Source organism: Collinsella sp. An268 (assembly GCF_002159765.1).
Taxonomy (GTDB): domain Bacteria; phylum Actinomycetota; class Coriobacteriia; order Coriobacteriales; family Coriobacteriaceae; genus Coprousia.
Map to the genome: position 1 here is coordinate 80,941 of NZ_NFJH01000011.1, position 17,963 is coordinate 98,903.

Annotated in this window: 11 protein-coding genes and 1 riboswitch; of the genes, 2 read left to right on the plus strand and 9 right to left on the minus strand. The window is 66.7% G+C overall.

Annotated elements, in window-relative coordinates:
• Positions 1–123 precede the first annotated feature (123 nt).
• The 9 genes from cysS to B5F70_RS10805 all read right to left on the minus strand — a co-directional run bounded on the left by cysS (position 124) and on the right by B5F70_RS10805 (position 14,091).
• The gene (gene cysS, locus B5F70_RS09085) at positions 124–1,590 is read right to left on the minus strand and encodes a cysteine--tRNA ligase (RefSeq protein WP_087205247.1); all 1,467 of its coding nucleotides are present in this window, start codon (positions 1,588–1,590) and stop codon (positions 124–126) included.
• 166 nt (positions 1,591–1,756) lie between these two features.
• Positions 1,757–2,458, minus strand: a complete 702-nt coding sequence (locus B5F70_RS09090) for a thiamine phosphate synthase (protein ID WP_087205248.1) — start codon at positions 2,456–2,458, stop codon at positions 1,757–1,759.
• 11 nt (positions 2,459–2,469) lie between these two features.
• Positions 2,470–2,823: an MTH1187 family thiamine-binding protein gene (locus B5F70_RS09095; protein ID WP_087205249.1), complete on the minus strand. Its 354-nt coding sequence runs from the start codon at positions 2,821–2,823 to the stop codon at positions 2,470–2,472.
• Positions 2,824–3,663, minus strand: a complete 840-nt coding sequence (gene thiM, locus B5F70_RS09100; RefSeq protein ID WP_087205250.1) for a hydroxyethylthiazole kinase — start codon at positions 3,661–3,663, stop codon at positions 2,824–2,826.
• Positions 3,664–3,763: 100 nt separating this feature from the next.
• Positions 3,764–3,879, minus strand: a riboswitch (TPP riboswitch).
• Positions 3,880–4,001: 122 nt separating this feature from the next.
• Positions 4,002–4,478: a 2-C-methyl-D-erythritol 2,4-cyclodiphosphate synthase gene (ispF, locus tag B5F70_RS09105; RefSeq protein ID WP_087205251.1), complete on the minus strand. Its 477-nt coding sequence runs from the start codon at positions 4,476–4,478 to the stop codon at positions 4,002–4,004.
• Between the two features lie 13 nt (positions 4,479–4,491).
• Positions 4,492–5,271, minus strand: coding sequence for a 2-C-methyl-D-erythritol 4-phosphate cytidylyltransferase (gene ispD / locus B5F70_RS09110; RefSeq protein WP_087205252.1), 780 nt, complete (start codon positions 5,269–5,271; stop codon positions 4,492–4,494).
• Positions 5,271–6,335: a DNA integrity scanning diadenylate cyclase DisA gene (disA, locus tag B5F70_RS09115; RefSeq protein ID WP_087205253.1), complete on the minus strand. Its 1,065-nt coding sequence runs from the start codon at positions 6,333–6,335 to the stop codon at positions 5,271–5,273. The genes ispD and disA overlap by 1 nt, the downstream gene beginning before the upstream one ends.
• Before the next feature lie 123 nt (positions 6,336–6,458).
• Positions 6,459–9,272, minus strand: a complete 2,814-nt coding sequence (locus B5F70_RS09120; protein WP_087205254.1) for an ATP-dependent Clp protease ATP-binding subunit — start codon at positions 9,270–9,272, stop codon at positions 6,459–6,461.
• Between the two features lie 184 nt (positions 9,273–9,456).
• Positions 9,457–14,091 carry an acyl-CoA dehydratase activase gene (locus tag B5F70_RS10805; RefSeq protein WP_206383543.1) on the minus strand — a complete coding sequence of 1,545 codons (4,635 nt, stop codon included), beginning with the start codon at positions 14,089–14,091 and terminating at the stop codon, positions 9,457–9,459.
• 203 nt (positions 14,092–14,294) lie between these two features.
• Here B5F70_RS10805 and B5F70_RS09130 point away from each other — a divergent pair, with 203 nt between their 5' ends.
• Complete coding sequence (locus B5F70_RS09130; RefSeq protein ID WP_087205255.1) at positions 14,295–15,680, plus strand: D-alanyl-D-alanine carboxypeptidase family protein; 1,386 nt, start codon at positions 14,295–14,297, stop codon at positions 15,678–15,680.
• A gap of 702 nt (positions 15,681–16,382) precedes the next feature.
• Positions 16,383–17,963: pyruvate carboxylase subunit B (locus tag B5F70_RS09135; protein WP_206383544.1), on the plus strand; the 1,581-nt coding region annotated here is incomplete at its 3' end.

Below are 17,963 nucleotides of genomic sequence, written 5' to 3' on the forward strand. Positions count from 1 at the left end.
GCGCCACCAGCTACGCATACAATTACGCAAGAAATATTCTGCGTACTTTTATGCGTTAAAAAAAGCCGCCCTTCCCCAATGGAAAGAGCGGCTCGCGTTCCTGTAGAAGAGTAGACGTCGAGATTATGCGTGCTTGATGCGGCTGCCAGCGGCGGTGTCCTCAATCACGAGGCCCATGTCGCGCAGCTGGTCGCGGATGGCGTCGGCCACGTCCCAGTTCTTGGCGGCGCGGGCCTCGGCACGGGCTGCGAGGATCTTCTCGGCAGCCTCGGAAACGTCGTCTCCCGTGTAGGCGCAAAGCCCCGCGGCCACGCCGAGGAGCCCCACCGGCAACTCCTCCTCGGGCTCGGGCAACTCGATACCCAAGATCTTGAACGCCCCGGCGATGCTCGCCGCAGCACCGGTCGCCGCGTCCGCATCGACCGCGGAGCCCGCCTGGTCAAGATACGTGTTAGCGTCGGTCACCAGCTGGAAGTACGCCGCGAGCGCGCCCGCGGTGTTGAAGTCGTCGTTCATCTGGCGCTCAAACTCATCGCGCGCCGCGAGGACCGCGGCATCGAGCTTCTGCGCGAGCGCGGCGTCGGGCCGCCCTTCAGCATGGCGCGTCGCCCACACGAGGTTCTTCACCGTGCCGGCGATACGGCCGAGCGAGTTCTCGGCACCCGCCAGGCGCTCCCAAGAGAAGTCGAGCGGGCTGCGGTAGTGGGTCTGCAGCATGAGCAGGCGCAGAGCCGCCGCGGAGTGCTTCTCGAGCACCTCCTCGAGCGTAAAGAAGTTGCCAAGCGACTTCGACATCTTCTCGCCGTCGACGAGCAGCATCCCCGTATGCATCCACGTGTTCGCAAAGCCCTCGTGCCAGGCGCAGGTGGCCTGGGCGCACTCGTTCTCGTGGTGCGGGAAGGCGAGGTCGGAGCCGCCGCCGTGGATGTCGATGGGGCAGCCGAGGTAGCGGTGCACCATGGCGGCGCACTCCGTGTGCCAACCCGGGCGCCCCTCGCCCCACGGGCTCTTCCAGCTGGGCTCGCCGGGCTTGGCCGCCTTCCAGAGCGCGAAGTCGAGCGGGTCGCGCTTGGCCTCGCCCGCGGCGATGCGCGCGCCCACCATGAGGTCATCGATCTTGCGTCCGGAAACCTCGCCGTAGGTGGGATCGCTTCGCACCGAGAAGTACACGTCGCCGTTATCGGCCGCGTAGGCATGACCGCCCTCGATGAGCGTCTTGATCATGCCGATCATGGAGCCGATTTCCTTGGTGGCGCGTGGGCGCACATCGGGGTCCATCACGTTTGCCGCATGCATGACGTCGATGAACTTCTTCGAGAACTCCTCAGCCACCTCGGCGGCAGTGCGTCCCTGCTCGTTGGCGCGGTTGATGATCTTGTCGTCCACGTCGGTGAGGTTCTGGGCGAACGTGACCTCGTACCCGCTCGCGATGAGCCAGCGGCGGATCACGTCGAAGCTGATGAACGTGCGCGCGTTGCCGATGTGGATGTTGTCATAGACCGTCGGGCCGCACACGTACATGCGGACCTTACCCTCTTCGATGGGGATTAACTCCTCTTTTTTGTGCGTGGCCGAGTTGTAGATAAGCATGAGATCTCCTCGCGTTGCCTCGCCCGTGATGCTCGCGCAGGTTTGCCGCGGCGGCAGGGCGCGATACTGCTCGATTATACGCGACCGGGCCCGGAAAGACCGGGCCCGGTACGTAAGAGCGAACAATCTGACGTTCTGAGAGATAGCGCCTAGTCGCTGTTGGTGCCTAGTTGCTGTTTGCTCGCCAGAGGTCGACGAGCTCCTTAGCTGCCGCATACGGGTCATCGGCGCCCGCCACGGCGGACACCACAAAGAAGCCCTCCACACCGGTTGCTGCAAGTGCGGGGATGTCGGCCGCCTTGACGCCGCCGCCCACCACGATGGGGCGCGGGCTCACCTGGTGCAGCTCGGCGAGCTCGGCCAAGCTGCGGGTGATTACGTGCCCGTCGTCGTCAAGACCGCAGTCGGGCTTGGTAGCCGTCTCGTGCAGGGGGCCCACACCAAAGTAGTCCACCGCCGAGACATCGGCTGTCTCGATATAGCGACGCATCTCATGCGCGGCGGCAGAGAGCCCCACCACCGCATCCTCGCCGAGGAACTTCCGGCAAATCTCGGGTGGAATATCAGACTGCCCCACATGAACACCGTCCACCTTGATGCCCATCTCGCGCGCGGCGAGCGCCACGTCGAGCCGGTCATCGATGAGCAGCGGCACGGTGTCTGACTTGCCGGCAGCGGCAATGACGTCGGCCACGCGGCGTGCGCAGTCGATCATCTCGCGCGCGCCCGCCACCTTGGAGCGCACCTGGATGATGGTGAAGCCGGCGTCGAGCGCCTGAGCAACCACCTCTTCCACAGGTCGACCGCAGGTATTCTCTGGCCCCAGCACCAGATATGCAGAGATATCCAAGTTGTCACGTATGCTCATAGTGCACTCTCCTATGCCTTGCAGCCGCACGCGCCGGCGCCGTCCGCCGCGGCACCATCGGAGCCCGCGCCGTCCAGAATCTCGTCCACCACGCGCACCTTGCGCTCCATCATGTTCTCAAAGCCAGGGCGGATATCGGCCTTGAGCACCACCTCGGTGCGGATGCCGCGCTCCGCGAGCACAAAGGTCGCGTCGCGCACGGTGCGCATCACATCGTCCCACTCGCCCTCGATCTCGGTGAACATGGAGTTGGTGCGACAGGAAAGGCCACTCTCGCGGATAACGCGGATGACCTCCGCCACGTACTCCTTTAGCTCGTCGCCCACGCCCACCGGCGCGATGGCCACGGCAACCAGCGTGTTCATTTACGCCTCCTCGATCTCAAAGGTGTGGTGTGCGATGTCCTCGGGCGTGGCGAGGTAGAGCTCGTCCAAAAACGCCACCTGGAAGCTTGCCGGGGCGTTCACCCGCGCGCCAGCGCGCTCGCCCGCCACGTTATACACGCCCACCGCCGCGAGCGCCGCGGCAAGCGGGGTCTCCGCACACGCGGCATACACGGCGCACACGCCGCCCAGACTGCAGCCGGAGCCCGTAATCTGCGTCATGAAGGGCGAGCCGCCGTAGCTGCGCACCACGGTCTCGCCATCGGTCACCAAATCCACCGCACCAGAGACCGCCACCGCGCCGCCGGTGTAGCGGGCGAGCGCCACCGCCGCGGCGCGCGCCGCATCGACCTCCTGCGTGGAATCCACACCGCGCACCGTCGCGTCTGGGGCGGCCGTCTCAAGCCCCCACAGATTGGCGAGCGTAATGACCTCGGATGCATTGCCGCGCACAATGGTGGGCTTGCGCGGCTTCATGTCCGCCAGAAGCTGCGTGCGCATCGCGCCCACGCCCACGGCCACGGGGTCGATGACCCAGGGCTTGTTGAGCTCGTGCAGGCGGCGCGTGGTGGCGGGCAGCGTCTCGGTGTAAATGGGCAGAAGCGTGCCAACGTTCAGATACATGGCACCGCCGAGCTCGGCCATCTTCTCGCCCTCATCCGGCAGATAGACCATCGCGGCCGAACCGCCCACGGCAATCTGGGCGTTCGCCACAAAGTTGATGGTCACCGTATTGGTGATAGACGGCGTCATGGGGCACGTCTCACGTACCTTCTGCGCCGCACGCGTCACCTGTGCTTCCAGCGTTTCCTTCTCGATCATCAAAGATCCTTTCCGGAGCAACGAAAAAAGCGCCCACCCGAGGTTGTACGCGTTGCCCTCTGCTGATGCCCGCAGACGGCAACGCCCCCAGGGAGCGCCTTGTGTTCGCGTCCATGCTCCCTACGACAGCATTACCTGACAGGTTCGAAGGGTTGGGCAGAGCGCCCTCTCAACTCGGCATGCGCCCACGCGCGCCGGGTACCCCTGCATCGGTGTCTATGATAGTGCGCGCGGCGTCATCTGGGCGCGGCAATCAAAACGTTTTCTTACGCGTTTTGACCCCGTACGTTTTGGCCCCGCCCAAAAGTGGCGTTTTGACCCCGTCCCCAAATGTGCGGCTACGCGTGGTCAAGCAGACATACGGCCCAGGCACCAATACCGGCACCCTCGCCCTCCCAGCCAAGGTGCTCGGTGGTAGTGGCCTTCACGCCCACCTGGTCGACGGAAACACCGAGGGCACGCGCCAGGTTCTCGCGCATTGCCTCGCGATGCGGGCCGATCTTGGGCTCCTGGGCAGCGATGGTGCAATCCGCATCCACAAAGGTATAGCCGCGTTCACGGGCATAGGCCATCACGCGGCCGAGCAGCACGAGCGAATCCGCTCCCTCATAAGCCGGATCATCGTCGGGAAAGAGCTTGCCGATGTCGCCCCCGCGGCACGCACCGAGGATCGCATCGGCAAGGGCATGGGCGAGCACATCGGCATCGGAGTGGCCGAGCAGCCCCTTGTTGTGCGGAATGTCGACACCACCGATGATACAGCGGCGACCCTCCACCAAACGATGCACGTCGTATCCGTGTCCTATGCTCAGCACGGCAATCCTCCTTTTAGTTTGCGCGCGCCCGCAGCAGCGCCTCCACCAGCGGCAAGTCCTCGGGAACGGTCACCTTGATGTTGTCGCGCGGCGCCTCGACGCCCACAACGACTCCGCCCGCGTGCTCTACCACCGAGGCGTCGTCCGTTCCCGCAAAACCGTCTGCCGCTGCGCGCTCGATAGCCTGCACAAGCACGTGGGTGCGAAACACCTGCGGCGTCTGCACACACCAGAAGCGCGAGCGCGGCGGGGTATCGACAAAGCGGGCGCCCACCTCCTGCTCTTCGACCGTCTTCAACGTGTCGATGGCGCCCTGGCCGCAAACCACACCGTCGCGGCGCGGGTCGCGCAGAAGCTCTGCCACCGCCGCGTCGATGGTTGCCGGGCTGATAAGCGGTCGAGCGGCATCGTGTATGGCGATAACGTCATATCCTGTGGGAGCGGCCGCAACGCCCGAGACAGTTGAATCCTGCCGCTCGGCACCCGCGTCCGCAAAGGTAACCGGTGTCGCGAGTGGATAAGGATCGATAGCGACCTCGCGCATCTCTTGGCGGCGCGCGGGCTGGCAGACGATAACGATATGGCCAATCGTACGTGCACGGTCAAACGCCGCAAGCGTCCAAGCGATGAGTGGCCTACCCGCCGCCTCGACCAAAAGCTTGCCACCGGGGTTACCAAAGCGCGTGCCCGAGCCCCCGGCAACAATCACCGCACAGGCAGCGCCCTCCGGCGCGCCGCCACACGCGCACGACGCGGCGCTATCCGTCACAGGAGCGGTGCCGATGCCCTCCATCAGGCGTTACCCCGCTTACCCTGGATGCGGTACAGCGAATCGGCGAGAATCGTGGGGTTGTTGACGCCGATGTCGACCAGGCGCTCGGGATTGGTGCGGATATCGTCCATCAAGTCCTGAAGCGAGCCGTACTCGTCCACGATGCGCTCGGCAACGCCGTCGCGCACCACGGAGACCTGGGAGAGGGTGCGGAGCCCGAGCGGCGTCATGACGGAGTCCTCGTCGAGGTCGTCGTAGCCGAGCACCTCGGCTATCCGCTGGGGATTGGTGAGGTCCTGCGGCGTCATCTGCGCAAACTTCGTGCGAATCGTACGGGCGTTTTCCTCCGAGGAGTCGCGCGCGTAGTCGCGGATCATGAGGTCGTACTCGCTGTCGATGGATTCGCCCGCGAGCTGCTCGAGCTGCAGGCGCACGATCTTACCCTGCGTGCCGAGCTTGACGATGCAGCGCTTGAGCTCGACTTTGGCCTGCTGGAGGATCTCGAAGCTCGAGAAGATATCCGTGATATCCGCGAGCGTCACGTAGTCGTCGAGCTCGAGTCCCGTCAGATGCAGCAGCTTGCGGTCGAGCTGGGTGCGGGTGGTCTGGAGCGTCGATACGAGCTGGTTTACAGAGCTCATGACCTCGGGCACCGTCTGAATCTGATAGCTTTTGCCATGTACGTACACGTTCACCACGGCGCGGCGGGACGATACCGAGATGACGATCGCGTCGGTCAGGACGCTCATGCGCGCCGCGGTGCGGTGGCGCATGCCCGTCTCGCTCGTGGCGAGCGACGGGTCGGGGTTGAGGTGAAAGTTGGCGCGCAGGATCTGCGTCACGTCGCCGTCGATGACGATGGCGCCGTCCATCTTGGAGAGCTCGAACAGACGGTTCGAGGTGAACGAGATGTTGAGCGGGAAGCCGTCGTTGCCGGCGGCGAGCACGTTCTCCACGTCGCCCACGCAGATGAGGGCGCCGAGATGCCCCGCGATGATCATGTCGAGGGCAGCGCGGATGGGCTGGCCGGGCGCGGTCAGGCGGATGGCTTCGTCCATACGTTTGTTGAGCGTTTCCTTATCCAATGTGCTACCCCCGTCTCATACCTACTCGTCACAGCCACATTTATTGTCGCATGAAAACGCCCCCGGCAAAAACCGCGCGGGGGCGTTTTGACAAAAAGTTTCACTTGTGACGCGAGCGACGGGTTAGCGGCTGCCGGATCCCATCTGGGCGATACCGCCCGAGCCGCCCACCGTGAGGGCGGGAGCACCCCCGCCCGAGCGGGGCGCGGGCTCGAAGCTCGCCCCCAGCGCCCCGTGCGCGCGCGGCGCCGGAATCTCGCCCGTGCCATGGCTGAACACAAAGCCGCCGTCCACCACGTCGCAGAGCACGGTGTCGCCGGCACCCCACTCACCGGCGAGCAGCTCCTCGGAAAGCGGGTCCTCGATGAGGCGCTGGATGGCGCGGCGCAACGGACGGGCGCCGTTGGTGAGGTCGGTGCCCTCCGCCACGATCTTGGCGATGGCGGCGTCGGTGAGCTTGATGTTCATGCCGTTCATGATGAGGCGCTGGCGCAGGTCGTCGACGAGAAGCTCGGCAATGCGCGTCAGGCTCTCGCCGGTGAGCTTCTGGAAGACGACGATGTCGTCCACGCGGTTCAAGAACTCGGGGCGGAACAATCGCTTGAGCTCGCCCATCGCCCGGCTCTTGATCTCGGCGGACGTGAGGCCCGCCTCGCCCGTGGAGCCAAAGCCGACGCTCGAGGTCGCCGCGATCTCGCGTGCGCCCACGTTGGACGTCATGATGATGACGGTGTTGCGGAAGTCGACCGTCTTGCCCTGACCGTCGGTCAGGCGCCCCTCGTCGAGCACCTGCAGCAAGATGTTGAAGATGTCCGGGTGCGCCTTCTCGATCTCATCGAAGAGCACGACCGAGTACGGGTGCCGGCGCACCGCCTTGGTGAGCTGGCCGCCCTCCTCGTGGCCCACGTAGCCCGGGGGGCTACCGATGAGCTTGGAGACCTCGTACTCGCTGGCAAACTCGCTCATGTCGAAGCTGATGAGCGCGTCCTTGCTGCCAAACAGGTACTCGGCGAGCGTCTTGGCGAGCTCGGTCTTGCCCGTACCCGTGGGGCCGAGGAAGATGAACGAGCCGCCCGGGCGCCGCGGGTCCTTGAGCGGAGAGCGGCTGCGCCGGATAGCCTTTGCCACGGCGCAGACGGCCTCATCCTGCCCGATGATGCGCGTCTTAAGAACGTTTTCGCAGTTGAGGAGCCTGCGACTCTCGTCTTCGGTGAGCGAGGAGACCGGCACGCCGGAGGTGGCGGACACGATGTCGGCGATCTCGGCCACGTCGATGGTGAGCGGGCTCGCGTCCATCTCGGCCGTCCACGCGGCGCGCGCCTCGGCGAGCGCGATCTCGGCGGCCTTCCCCTCCTCTTTGAGCTCGGCGGCGCGGTTCATGTCGTCGCGCTCCGTGGCGTCGTCGGCCTCGTGCGCGAGCTCGGCCACGCGGGCCTCGGCCGCACGGACCGCCTCGGGCGCGCGGTTCTTGGCGATGCGGGCGCGGGCACCCGCCTCGTCGATGAGGTCGATAGCCTTGTCCGGCAGGTAGCGATCCTGGATATAGCGGGCAGATAGGCTCGCGGCGGCCTCGATCGCGGCCTCGGTGTACCGCACGTGGTGGTGCTCCTCGTAGCGACCCTGAAGCGCATGGAGAATCCTGATGGTGTCCTCCACGCTCGGCTCGGGAATGTCGATCGTCTGGAAACGGCGCTCAAACGCCGGGTCCTTGGTGAGGTACTTGCGGTACTCCTCCGCCGTCGTCGCACCGATGATCTGAAAGGAGCCGCGGGCGAGCACGGGCTTGAGCATCGAGCTCGCGTCGATGGAGCCCTCCGCCGAGCCCGCCCCGATGAGCGTGTGCATCTCGTCGATGAAGAGGATGGCGTCGTCGGCGTCGGTCGCCTCTTGGATGACGCCCTTCAGGCGCTCCTCGAACTCACCGCGGTACTTGGCGCCCGCCACGAGACCGGGCAGGTCGAGCGACCAGATATTCTGGTTCATCAGGTTCTCGGGCACATTGCCTGCCGCAACCTCCTGCGCCAGCCCCTCGACGATGGCCGTCTTGCCCACACCGGGGTCGCCCAAGATGAGCGGGTTGTTCTTGGTGCGGCGGGAGAGGATCTCCATCATGCGGGAGATCTCCTTCTCGCGGCCGATAACCGGGTCGAGCTCGCCGGCGCGCGCCTTCTCGGTCAGGTTGGTGGCATAGCGCTTGAGGGCAGAGGCGTCCTCGTCGCCCTTGCCCGGCGCCGCCGCGCCCGAGAAGAACGGCAGCCCCGCGCCGGGACGCCCCGCGCCGGCGCCCGCGAGCGGACGCTTACCGTCCTTGTCCTTGGACGTGAGCTTCTCTACGGCCTGACGGACCGACGCCGCCGTCACACCGAGGCGCATCAGCAGGTCCATGCCGCGGCACTGCGCCTCGTCCACCATGCCCAGAAGCAGGTGCTCGGTGGAGACGTAGGTCTGGTTGTTCTCGCGCGCCAAGCGGAAGGCACGCTCCATCACCGTGATGACCAGCGGGGTGAAGGCGAGCTTCTGGCGCGCGGAACCCGCGGGGGCGGAGCTGTCCGCGGAACCGGCGGCGTCGGCATCCGCACCGGCGGCGTCTGCCGCGGCGGAGCCGGCATCGGCCGGCACCTCCGCGGACGCGTCGGGTGCATCCGCGACGGCGTCGGCAGCCGGGGCGTCGGAAGCCGACCGCTCAGCCACCGCGGCGCCGCCCTCGGCCACAGGCTCCGCCGGGCCCTTGGTGGTCGCCGAGCTCTTGAGCTCCTCGAGAATCTCGTCGTAGGAAATATCGAGCGAGCGCAGCGCCTCGGCGGCGATGCCCTCGTCCTCTTTGGCAAGCGCGAGCAGCAGATGCTCGGTTCCGACTTTGGTGGTGTCGAGCGCAAGCGCCTCCTGCTTGGCGATTGCCATAACGCGCCGAGCGCGATCGGTGAATCTGTCCAGCATAGGTACCTTCTTTACGTGCGCAGTCCGTCCGCGCGCGGCGGGCGGACCTGATGGGTGCAGTCTCTTCCGAAGATGATCGATTGCGGTGTACCCGTAAGTTGAGGAATCATAACCCATCTTGTACCAATTCCACAACTCGCCCTGCGCGCACCGAAGAGCGCGGGCGTGCCCGGCCGCGCCCGCATCAGGAGGCGGACGCGGCGTCGCGGGCGTTCATGATGAGCATCTGCAAGCGGTTCTCGACGTTGGCGAAGCTCACGTCCGGATCGTAGTCGAGCGGCAGGATCTGCGCGTCGGGATAGCGCTCCTTCAGCGCGCGGATGAGGCCGCGGCCCACCACGTGGTTGGGAAGGCACCCAAACGGCTGCAGGATAACGAAGGCGCGGCAGCCCTGCGCGGCATGCTCGAGGATCTCCGCGGGGATGAGGATGCCCTCGCCCGCATCAAACGTGTGGTGGAGCACCTCGTCGCTCACCGCGGCGAGCTCGGGCAGCCGGACGGGGGGCTCATAGAGCGGATGCGCCCGGGCAATGCGGTCCGCCCGGTCGTGGGCCACGTCGAAGAGCCTGTCGGCCGTGGCATACCAGGCGCGCTCGGCTACCGGCAGGTCGACGTGATGCTCGCGCACCTGCGCGTGCTTGTAGAAATAGCTCTTGCGTATGACGTCGGTCATGCGCGCCTCGATCACCTCGAGCCCGTTTCGCTCCAGATAGCGCTCGATGTCGTGGTTGGCACCGGGGTGGAAGTTGAGCAGGTACTCGCCCACGATAAGCACCGTGGGGCGCGGGTGGGAGCGGTCGTAGGGCACGCCTTTCATGATATCGATGGCCCGTGCGAAGCCCTCCTCCGCCCCGCGCAGACCATGGGCCTCGATACCGTTCATGACCTCGTCGAGGGCGCGCTCGAAGGCAGCGTCCGCCGCACCGGGGACCGTCTCGTACGGACGCATGCGGCGCAGCAGCGCCTCGAGCGCATCGATCATGGGCAGGCCCCAGGCGATCTCCATGCTCGCGGCGAGGGAGAGCTTGAAGCCGGGATAGGCGCCGTGCGTGTCCGCATCGTCGTTGGTGGCGATGGGCACGTCGGCAAACCCGGCGTCGTCAAGCGCCTGGCGCAAAAGCGGCATGTAATGCGTGAGGCGGCAGTCGCCGATGTACTTGCCCGTGATGATGGCCACGTCGCAGTCCTTATAGCGCCCGCTCGTGAGCGCCTCGAGCGATTCGCCGATGGTCATCTGCGCCGGGAAGCAGATGTCGTTGTGCACATAGCGCTTGCCCAGGCGGATGGCCTCCTCATGGCCGACGGGCAGCGGCTCGGCGCGTACGCCCTCGCGTCGCATGGCAGCGGTCATGAGCCGGCAGAAGGCATGGCTCGTGTTGGGCACGAGCATCACCTTCTCGCGCCGCATGGGGCGGGTGTACTTGACGGGATAGGGGTCGGGCAGCGGTCGCGGGCCGGTTGCGGCAGCCGGGCGGCCCGCCGAATCGCGACGGCGCCGTGCCACCGTCTCGATAAACGAGCGCACGCGGATGCGCACGGGGCCCGTGGCGTCGCTCTCGTCGACCTTGAGGATGAGGGGCGCCTTGTCGGCGATCTCGCGCATAAGGCGGACGATCTCGTCGGAGAGGTACGCGTCATGCCCGCACCCAAAGCTCACGAGCTGCACGTACTCGAGCTCGTGCGTGCTCGCCGCGATGACGGCGGAGGCGAGCATGCGCGCGTGGAAGTTGTTGACCACGTCGAGCCGGCTCCGGCTGAGATCGACCTCGCGCACACCGGGCACCGCGTCCGGCGGGATGACGGCGATGCCCGCATCGGAGAACAGCTTGGGGATGCCGTGGTTGACGAGGGGGTCGTTGTGGTAGGGACGCGATGCCAGCACCACCGCGTAGGTCCCGCGCCGGCGCACGTCGGCGAGCACCTCCTCCCCGCGGCGGGAGAGCTCCTCGGCAAAGGAGCGCTCGGCGGCGTCCGCCTGCGCGATGGCGCGCCGCGCCGCCGACTCGCCCACGCCGTAGGTATCGTGCAGAAACGCCGTCAGCTGCCGGTCGCGGTCGCGGCGGGTGTACCAATGGAAGAGCGGCGTGTCGAAGGGGATGCCAAAGCGGCGCGCCGGGTCGTCCGAGTTCTTGAGCACGTAAGGATAGCCCTTGACGACGGCGCACATCCATTCGCTCGTCTTCATGACGTTCTCGCTCGGCACCGCCGTGATGATGGGCATGAGGATGCGGTCGACGTGCGCGTCGGCCAGGTCGCGGATGTGCCCGTGCACCAACTTGGCGGGAAAGCAGATGGTATCCGACGTCACGTGAGCGAGGCCCCGCTCGTACATGCGCCGCGTCGAGGGGCGCGAGATGCGCACGGTAAAGCCGAGCGCGCGCAGAAGCGTCGACCAGAACGGCATCTGGTCCCAAAACGCGAGGACGCGCGGTATACCGATGGTCTCGCCGCGGGACGGCGCGACGGGCTTGCACGGCCAATCCTTGAACAGGAGGCGGGCGCGCTCGTCAAACAGGTTGGGCGCCGGAGCGGGCGTGCGCGCCGGGGCGGGGCCCTCGAGCTGATCTGTGTCCGCCGCGCGGCGCTCCTCGGCTCGACGGGACGCGCGCGGGGCGGCGTCCGCCGCGTCCTCCGGGCTCGCCGGGGCGCAGGCATCGGCCGCGGTAGCATCGCCCTGCTGGACGGTGAGCGAGCTCGCCGCCGGCACCTCGCGTACGAGCTCGTCGTAATCGATCGCCTCACCGCGGGGGCAGCGGTTGCCCGTCACGTAGAGCGAGCCGTCGCCAAACGCCACCACCGAGCGTGCGCAGCGGTTGTTGCAGCGGCGGCAGGTCACGCCCGAGAACTCCGTATGCGTGAAATCCTCGAGCGCATCGAGCCCGATGAACGTCGACGCCGTCTGCCGGGTCGCGCGCGCCTCGGCGCCATCTGCCTCCTCCGCCGCCAGAAGCGCCACGCCGATGGCGCCCATGAGGCCGGGATGCGCCGCACGCACGACGGGGCGGCCGAGGTACTGCTCGAACGCGCGCAGCACGGCGTCGTTTTGGAAGGTCCCGCCCTGCACCACGACGCACCCGCCCAACCGGTCGAGGTTGGCGACGCGGATAACCTTGGTGAAGACGTTCTCGATGATGGAGCGGCAGAGCCCCGCCATGATGTCGTCGGGGCCCTTGCCGCGCCGCTGCTCGGACACCACGCTCGAGTTCATGAACACGGTGCAGCGGCTGCCGAGCGCCGCGGGCTCCGTCGAGCGGAACGCCGCCTCGGCGATGCCCTCGACGGGAATGCCGAGATTGGCGGCAAAGCCCTCCAAAAACGAGCCGCACCCCGCCGAGCACGCCTCGTTGACCACGATGTCGGTCAGCACCCCGTCGCGCAACCAGATGGCCTTCATATCCTGCCCGCCGATATCGAGCACAAACGTCGCATCCGGCACCGCAAGCGCCGCCGCGCGCGCATGGGCGACGGTCTCGACGGTGTGGTAGTCCGCATGAAACGCGCGGGCGAACAGCTCCTCACCGTAACCCGTCGTGCCCACGGCGCTTATGACGAGGTTCACTCCCGCGGCACGCCACCGGTCGCGCAGGGCGATGAGGCCCGCGCGGGCCACGTCGAGCGGCTTGCCCTCGTTGGAGGCGTAGAACGAATCGATCAGCGTGCCCGCGCGGTCGATAAGGGCGAACTTGGTGGTCGTGCTGCCCGAGTCGATACCGAGGTAGGCGTGCACGGTCTCGCCCGGGCGATACGCCGCCGGACCCGGCGCGGGCACCTCTGCCGGATGCCGGCGCGCAAAGGTGGCGCGCTCGGCATCGTCGGCAAAAAACGGCGCGGCCGCCGCCTCGTCTGTCGCGGGCGGATGCGCCGAGAGGTCGTGCAGCGCGGCAATGCCCCGGGCAAGGTCGAGGTCGCAGGCGTTGTCCGCAAAGAGCTCGTCTAGGGCGAGGGCCGCCCCGCGGGCGATCATGACCTGGGGGTCCTCGGGCACCACGGCGTCGGCCCCACCGAGCTCCAGCTGCTCGGTAAACACGCGCACGAGCGTGGGGTGATAGGCGAGCGTCCCTCCCTCAAAGATGACGGGGGCCTCGATATCGATGCCCTGCGCCAGGCCGCCGATGGTCTGGCGCGCCACGGCGTGGAGCGCCGAGAGCGCGAGGTCGGCACGGGAGATGCCCTGATTGAGCAGGGGCTGGATGTCGGTCTTGGCGTAGACGCCGCATCGACCCGAGATCTCGTACACGCGCGAGCCCGCCGCCGCGAGCCCCTCGAACTCCTCCGGCGTCACGCCGAGGAGCTTTGCCATCTCGTCGATAAAGGCGCCGGTGCCGCCCGCGCACGAGCCGTTCATGCGCATGTCCGCCACCTGCAGCTCGCCGGTCGCCTCATCCGTGCGGAAGAAGATCATCTTGGCGTCCTGCCCGCCGAGCTCGACAGCACAGCGAACCTGCGGGTACAGCGCTCGGATGGCGATGGCGTTTGCCACCACTTCCTGCACATACGAGGCGCCGAGGGCACGGGCGATATCGCGCGCGCCCGACCCGGTGACCGCGATGCGGGCCTGCGCTTGGGAGAACCGCTCGGCCACCGCCGAGAGCGCGTCGGCCGCGCTCTCGGCCTGCCGCGCCCCGTGGCGGCGGTAGCGCCAGTAGCGGACCTCCCCCGTCCCGGCATCGAGGACGACGACCTTGGTGGTAGTCGACCCGATGTCGAGACCGATTCGCATCGCCTCCGGGGCGCGCTCCGCCCCGGGGTCGCCACACGATCCCGCACCCACTGCCCCAAGGGCGCTCTTCGCCGTGTCCTCTCGCTCCGTATGCAGCATATCTCACCAACACATCGAGCGCCGCAGCGCATATGCGGCGCACCTCGTCCTTTGATAAAACGCACGTCTCTATACCCCGCCGCCGACCTCCTATGCGGTGTTTCGCAATTCTCTTTCGGTACCTCATTATTGTTGACGAAGCGTCTCCTCCATAGGGCTCTGCTACCATAGGAGACCCTGCTCACCCGTACGAAAGGTGCTCCATGCCCCTCTTGTTACGCGCGCATGACGCAACGTCCTCCCCCCGCTCGCTCCACGCTCGCATCTGCGCGCTCGCCTGCCTTATCGCACTCACGCTCTCCGTGCTCGCCCCCACCGCCGCCGCGGCGCTCACCGACCCGGCCATCCAGGCGACCTCCGCGCTCCTTATCGAGCCCACCTCGGGGACCGTTCTCTACGAGCTCAACGCGGACGAGACGCGCTACCCCGCCTCCACCACCAAGATCATGACGGCGCTCGTAACGCTCGAGAACGCGGACCTCACCCAGCAGATCACCGTCGAGGAGGGCGACTTCACCCACGTGACCGCCGATAGCTCCGTCGCCGGCTTTAAGCCGGGCGAGGTGCTCACCGTCGAGCAGCTGCTCTACGGTCTCATGCTCCCCAGCGGCAACGACGCCTCCTATATCCTCGCGCGCGCCGTCGCCGGCGACGTCGACACCTTCGTGCAGATGATGAACGACCGGGCCGCCGAGCTCGGCTGCACGGGCACGCACTTTGCCAACCCGTGTGGCCTGCATGACGACAACCACTACACCACGGCGCGCGACCTCATGCGCATCACCCAAGCCGCCATGGCCAACCCCACGTTCGCGCAGATCGTCTCCACGCCGAGCTACGAGCTCCCCGCGACCAACCTGCAGGGGGCGCGCACCCTCGAGAACTCCAATCTGCTGCTCGACAGCACGTCCAGCGTCTACTATGCACCCGCCCAAGGCATCAAAACGGGCAACACCACCGAGGCCGGCCGCTGCCTCGTGGCCGCCGCCAGCCAAAATGACATCACACTCTACTCCGTCGTGCTCGGCTGCGCGGACGCCGAGATTCCCGCGAGCCTCACCGAGACGAGGCGCCTGTTCGAGTGGGCGTATGCCGAGTGGTCCGTGCAGGAGATCGTCACGGCGGGCACAACGCTTCAATCCGTCGACGTCGTCGATGCCCACCAGGACGAGCAGCTCCAAATTACCGCCGACGGCACCCTCGCCAAGCTGCTGCCCAACGACACCGACCACGCGGCCATCACCGTCTCCTTCGACCTGCCCGAGGAGTTCTGCGCGCCCTACACGCAGGGCGACGTTATCGGCACAGCGACCTATACGCTGAACGGCGAGCTCCTCGGCAAGGTCACGCTCTCCGCCGGCAACGACGTCGAGCTGTCGGCGCTGGCGCAGATCCGCAACTTCGCCCTCGGTGTCATCACCAATCCCATCACGTGGATCGTCCTAGGCGTCTTCGTTGTCCTCATCATCGTGAGCATCGTGCGCGGGTGGCGGCGCCGGCGCTCCTCATCCCAGCCGCTCCACCATCGCTCCCCATCCCAACCGCTCAACTCCACACCCCCGCGCTCGCGCGGCACACACTTCAAATAAGGCGTACCGCCGTCTCGCCCCACGCAAGCGCGCCTCTTACTAGCGACCCGGCGCCGCGAGTCTTGTGGCCGCGTTTCACATCCCGCGCGACCGGCGCTGTGCGATCCTCAGGAAATCGCGTTTAGGCCCGCTTTCGGTCTCCCTAGGGGACCTAAACGCGATTTCCTTTGCAGGGCCGGGCTGCAAGCCCGGAAACGAAGCCGGACAGATGCGGCGGATGGTATACCCGCACGGAAAAGGAAAGAAACGGCGGATAGTATGAAGGCTGGGGCGAAGATGGGGCAGGTTGCTTTTTCATGCCATCCGCCCGTTCTTTGCAACTCTCTGAGCTGGTCTTTTGTCGCGTCGGAATCGGAGCATACAATCTGTCCGCTTTGCCTCCCCCGCCCGCACGCAGGAGACCAAACCGCCCTCGCCTCGGCCGCGGGCACGCGCCCCGCTCGGCCCGGGGCAACCCTTACGCCGCTCGCGCCGCACCCCGCCCAGAATACCCCGGGCGCTCCGGGCTCATCCGCGCCCTAATATGCGCCGCACGCCCTTCCCGACGCCTGCCCTACCGTTCACCAATCAGCCGTTGCCCTCGCCGCGCGCGCGGGGCTAGAGTTGAGACGATGCGTTGTCACATCGTCACTTAGGCGCCTGTCTCCCGTAGCGGCGCCTTCGGATACGGCTAGGAAACGGCAACGAAAGGAGGCAGGGCTTATGGCTGGAAATCGTCTCCGCATCATGGACACCACCATCCGCGACGGTCAGCAGTCGCTCTGGGCGACCCGCATGACCACCGCGGAGATGCTGCCCATCTTGCCCAAGATGGACGAAGTCGGCTATTGGGCTATCGAGGCATGGGGAGGGGCGACCTTTGACACATGCCTGCGCTTTTTGGACGAGGACCCGTGGGAGCGGTTGCGCCTCATCAAGGAGCGCTGCCCCAACACGCGTCTCGCCATGCTCGTACGCGGCCAGAATCTGGTGGGCTACAAGCATTATTCGACCGACGTGGTCGAGCGCTTCATCGAGCGCGCCCACGCGAACGGCATCGACGTCTTCCGCGTGTTCGACGCCCTGAACGACATCGACAACATCCGCGACTGCGCGGCGGCCATCAAAAAGGTCGGCGCGCATTTTGAACCTGCCATCTCCTACACGCGCAGCCCCGTCCACACGCTCGACAGCTACATCGCCTACGCGCGCCAGCTCGCCGAGCTCGGCGCCGACTCGCTCTGCATCAAGGATATGGCGGGGCTCCTTGTTCCCTATCGCGCCGCCCAGCTCGTGAGCGCCTTGCGCACCGAGATCGGGCTGCCCGTGCACATGCACTGCCACTTCATCGGCGGCATGGCGAGCGCGAACTACCTGCGCGGTGCCGAAGAGGGTGCCGAGATCGTGGACTGCGCGCACGCGCCGCTCGCGTTTGGCAACTCGCAACCGGCCGTGGAGATGACGGTGTCCTCGTTTGGCGGATCGCCTTTCGACACCGGGCTCGACCTCGACCTCCTCTTCGAGATCGCTGACTATTGGGACGGCGTGCGCAAGGCCGGCGGCCATCAGCGCGGCATCACCACGCTCACCCACATGCGCATCTACAAGCATCAGATCCCCGGCGGCATGATGAGCAATCTCGTGGGCCAGCTCGACCTGCAGAACATGCACGACCGCCTGCCCGAGATCGTGGCCGAGATCCCGCGCGTGCGCAAGGAGGTCGGCTACCCGCCGCTCGTGACGCCCATGAGCCAGATCGTGGGTACCCAGGCCGTCATGAACGTGCTCACCGGCGAGCGCTGGAAGATCGTCTCGACCGAGATGCGCGAATACCTCATGGGCTTCTACGGCAAGACCCCGGCCCCCATCGATGACGCCATCCGCGAGAAGGTCCTGGGCCACATAGACGTCGCCAAGCTCCAGGAAGAGGCCAGAAACGTCCACCTGCAGACCTACGACGAGGCCAAGGCGGAGATCGGCGACCTCGCCGAAACCGAGGAGGACGTGCTCTCCTACGCGCTCTTCCCCAACGAGGCCCGGGCACTTTTGGAGAAGCGCCGCGCCGGCACCCTGCGCGACATCACCCAACCCATCGACGCCGACGCCTCCGCGCCGGCCGCGACCGATACCGAAGGAGATACCGATATGAACGTTTCCCAGATCCGCGACCTCATCGAGGCCCTCGACAAGAGCTCCGTCGCCGAGGTGACCATTAAGGACGGCACCACCGAGGTCTCCATCAGAAAGCCCGTCGCCGCCACGGCTGCCGCCGGCGCAAGCGCCCCCGCTCCCGAGGCGCCCGCC

What these genes read in the sequence shown, in the direction of transcription:
- cysS (WP_087205247.1), bottom strand. Translation starts at nt 1,590, where the DNA reads ATGCTTATCTACAACTCGGCCACGCACAAAAAAGAGGAGTTAATCCCC.
- B5F70_RS09090 (WP_087205248.1), bottom strand. Translation starts at nt 2,458, where the DNA reads ATGAGCATACGTGACAACTTGGATATCTCTGCATATCTGGTGCTGGGG.
- B5F70_RS09095 (WP_087205249.1), bottom strand. Translation starts at nt 2,823, where the DNA reads ATGAACACGCTGGTTGCCGTGGCCATCGCGCCGGTGGGCGTGGGCGAC.
- thiM (WP_087205250.1), bottom strand. Translation starts at nt 3,663, where the DNA reads ATGATCGAGAAGGAAACGCTGGAAGCACAGGTGACGCGTGCGGCGCAG.
- ispD (WP_087205252.1), bottom strand. Translation starts at nt 5,271, where the DNA reads ATGGAGGGCATCGGCACCGCTCCTGTGACGGATAGCGCCGCGTCGTGC.
- B5F70_RS09120 (WP_087205254.1), bottom strand. Translation starts at nt 9,272, where the DNA reads ATGCTGGACAGATTCACCGATCGCGCTCGGCGCGTTATGGCAATCGCC.
- B5F70_RS10805 (WP_206383543.1), bottom strand. Translation starts at nt 14,091, where the DNA reads ATGCTGCATACGGAGCGAGAGGACACGGCGAAGAGCGCCCTTGGGGCA.
- B5F70_RS09130 (WP_087205255.1), top strand. Translation starts at nt 14,295, where the DNA reads ATGCCCCTCTTGTTACGCGCGCATGACGCAACGTCCTCCCCCCGCTCG.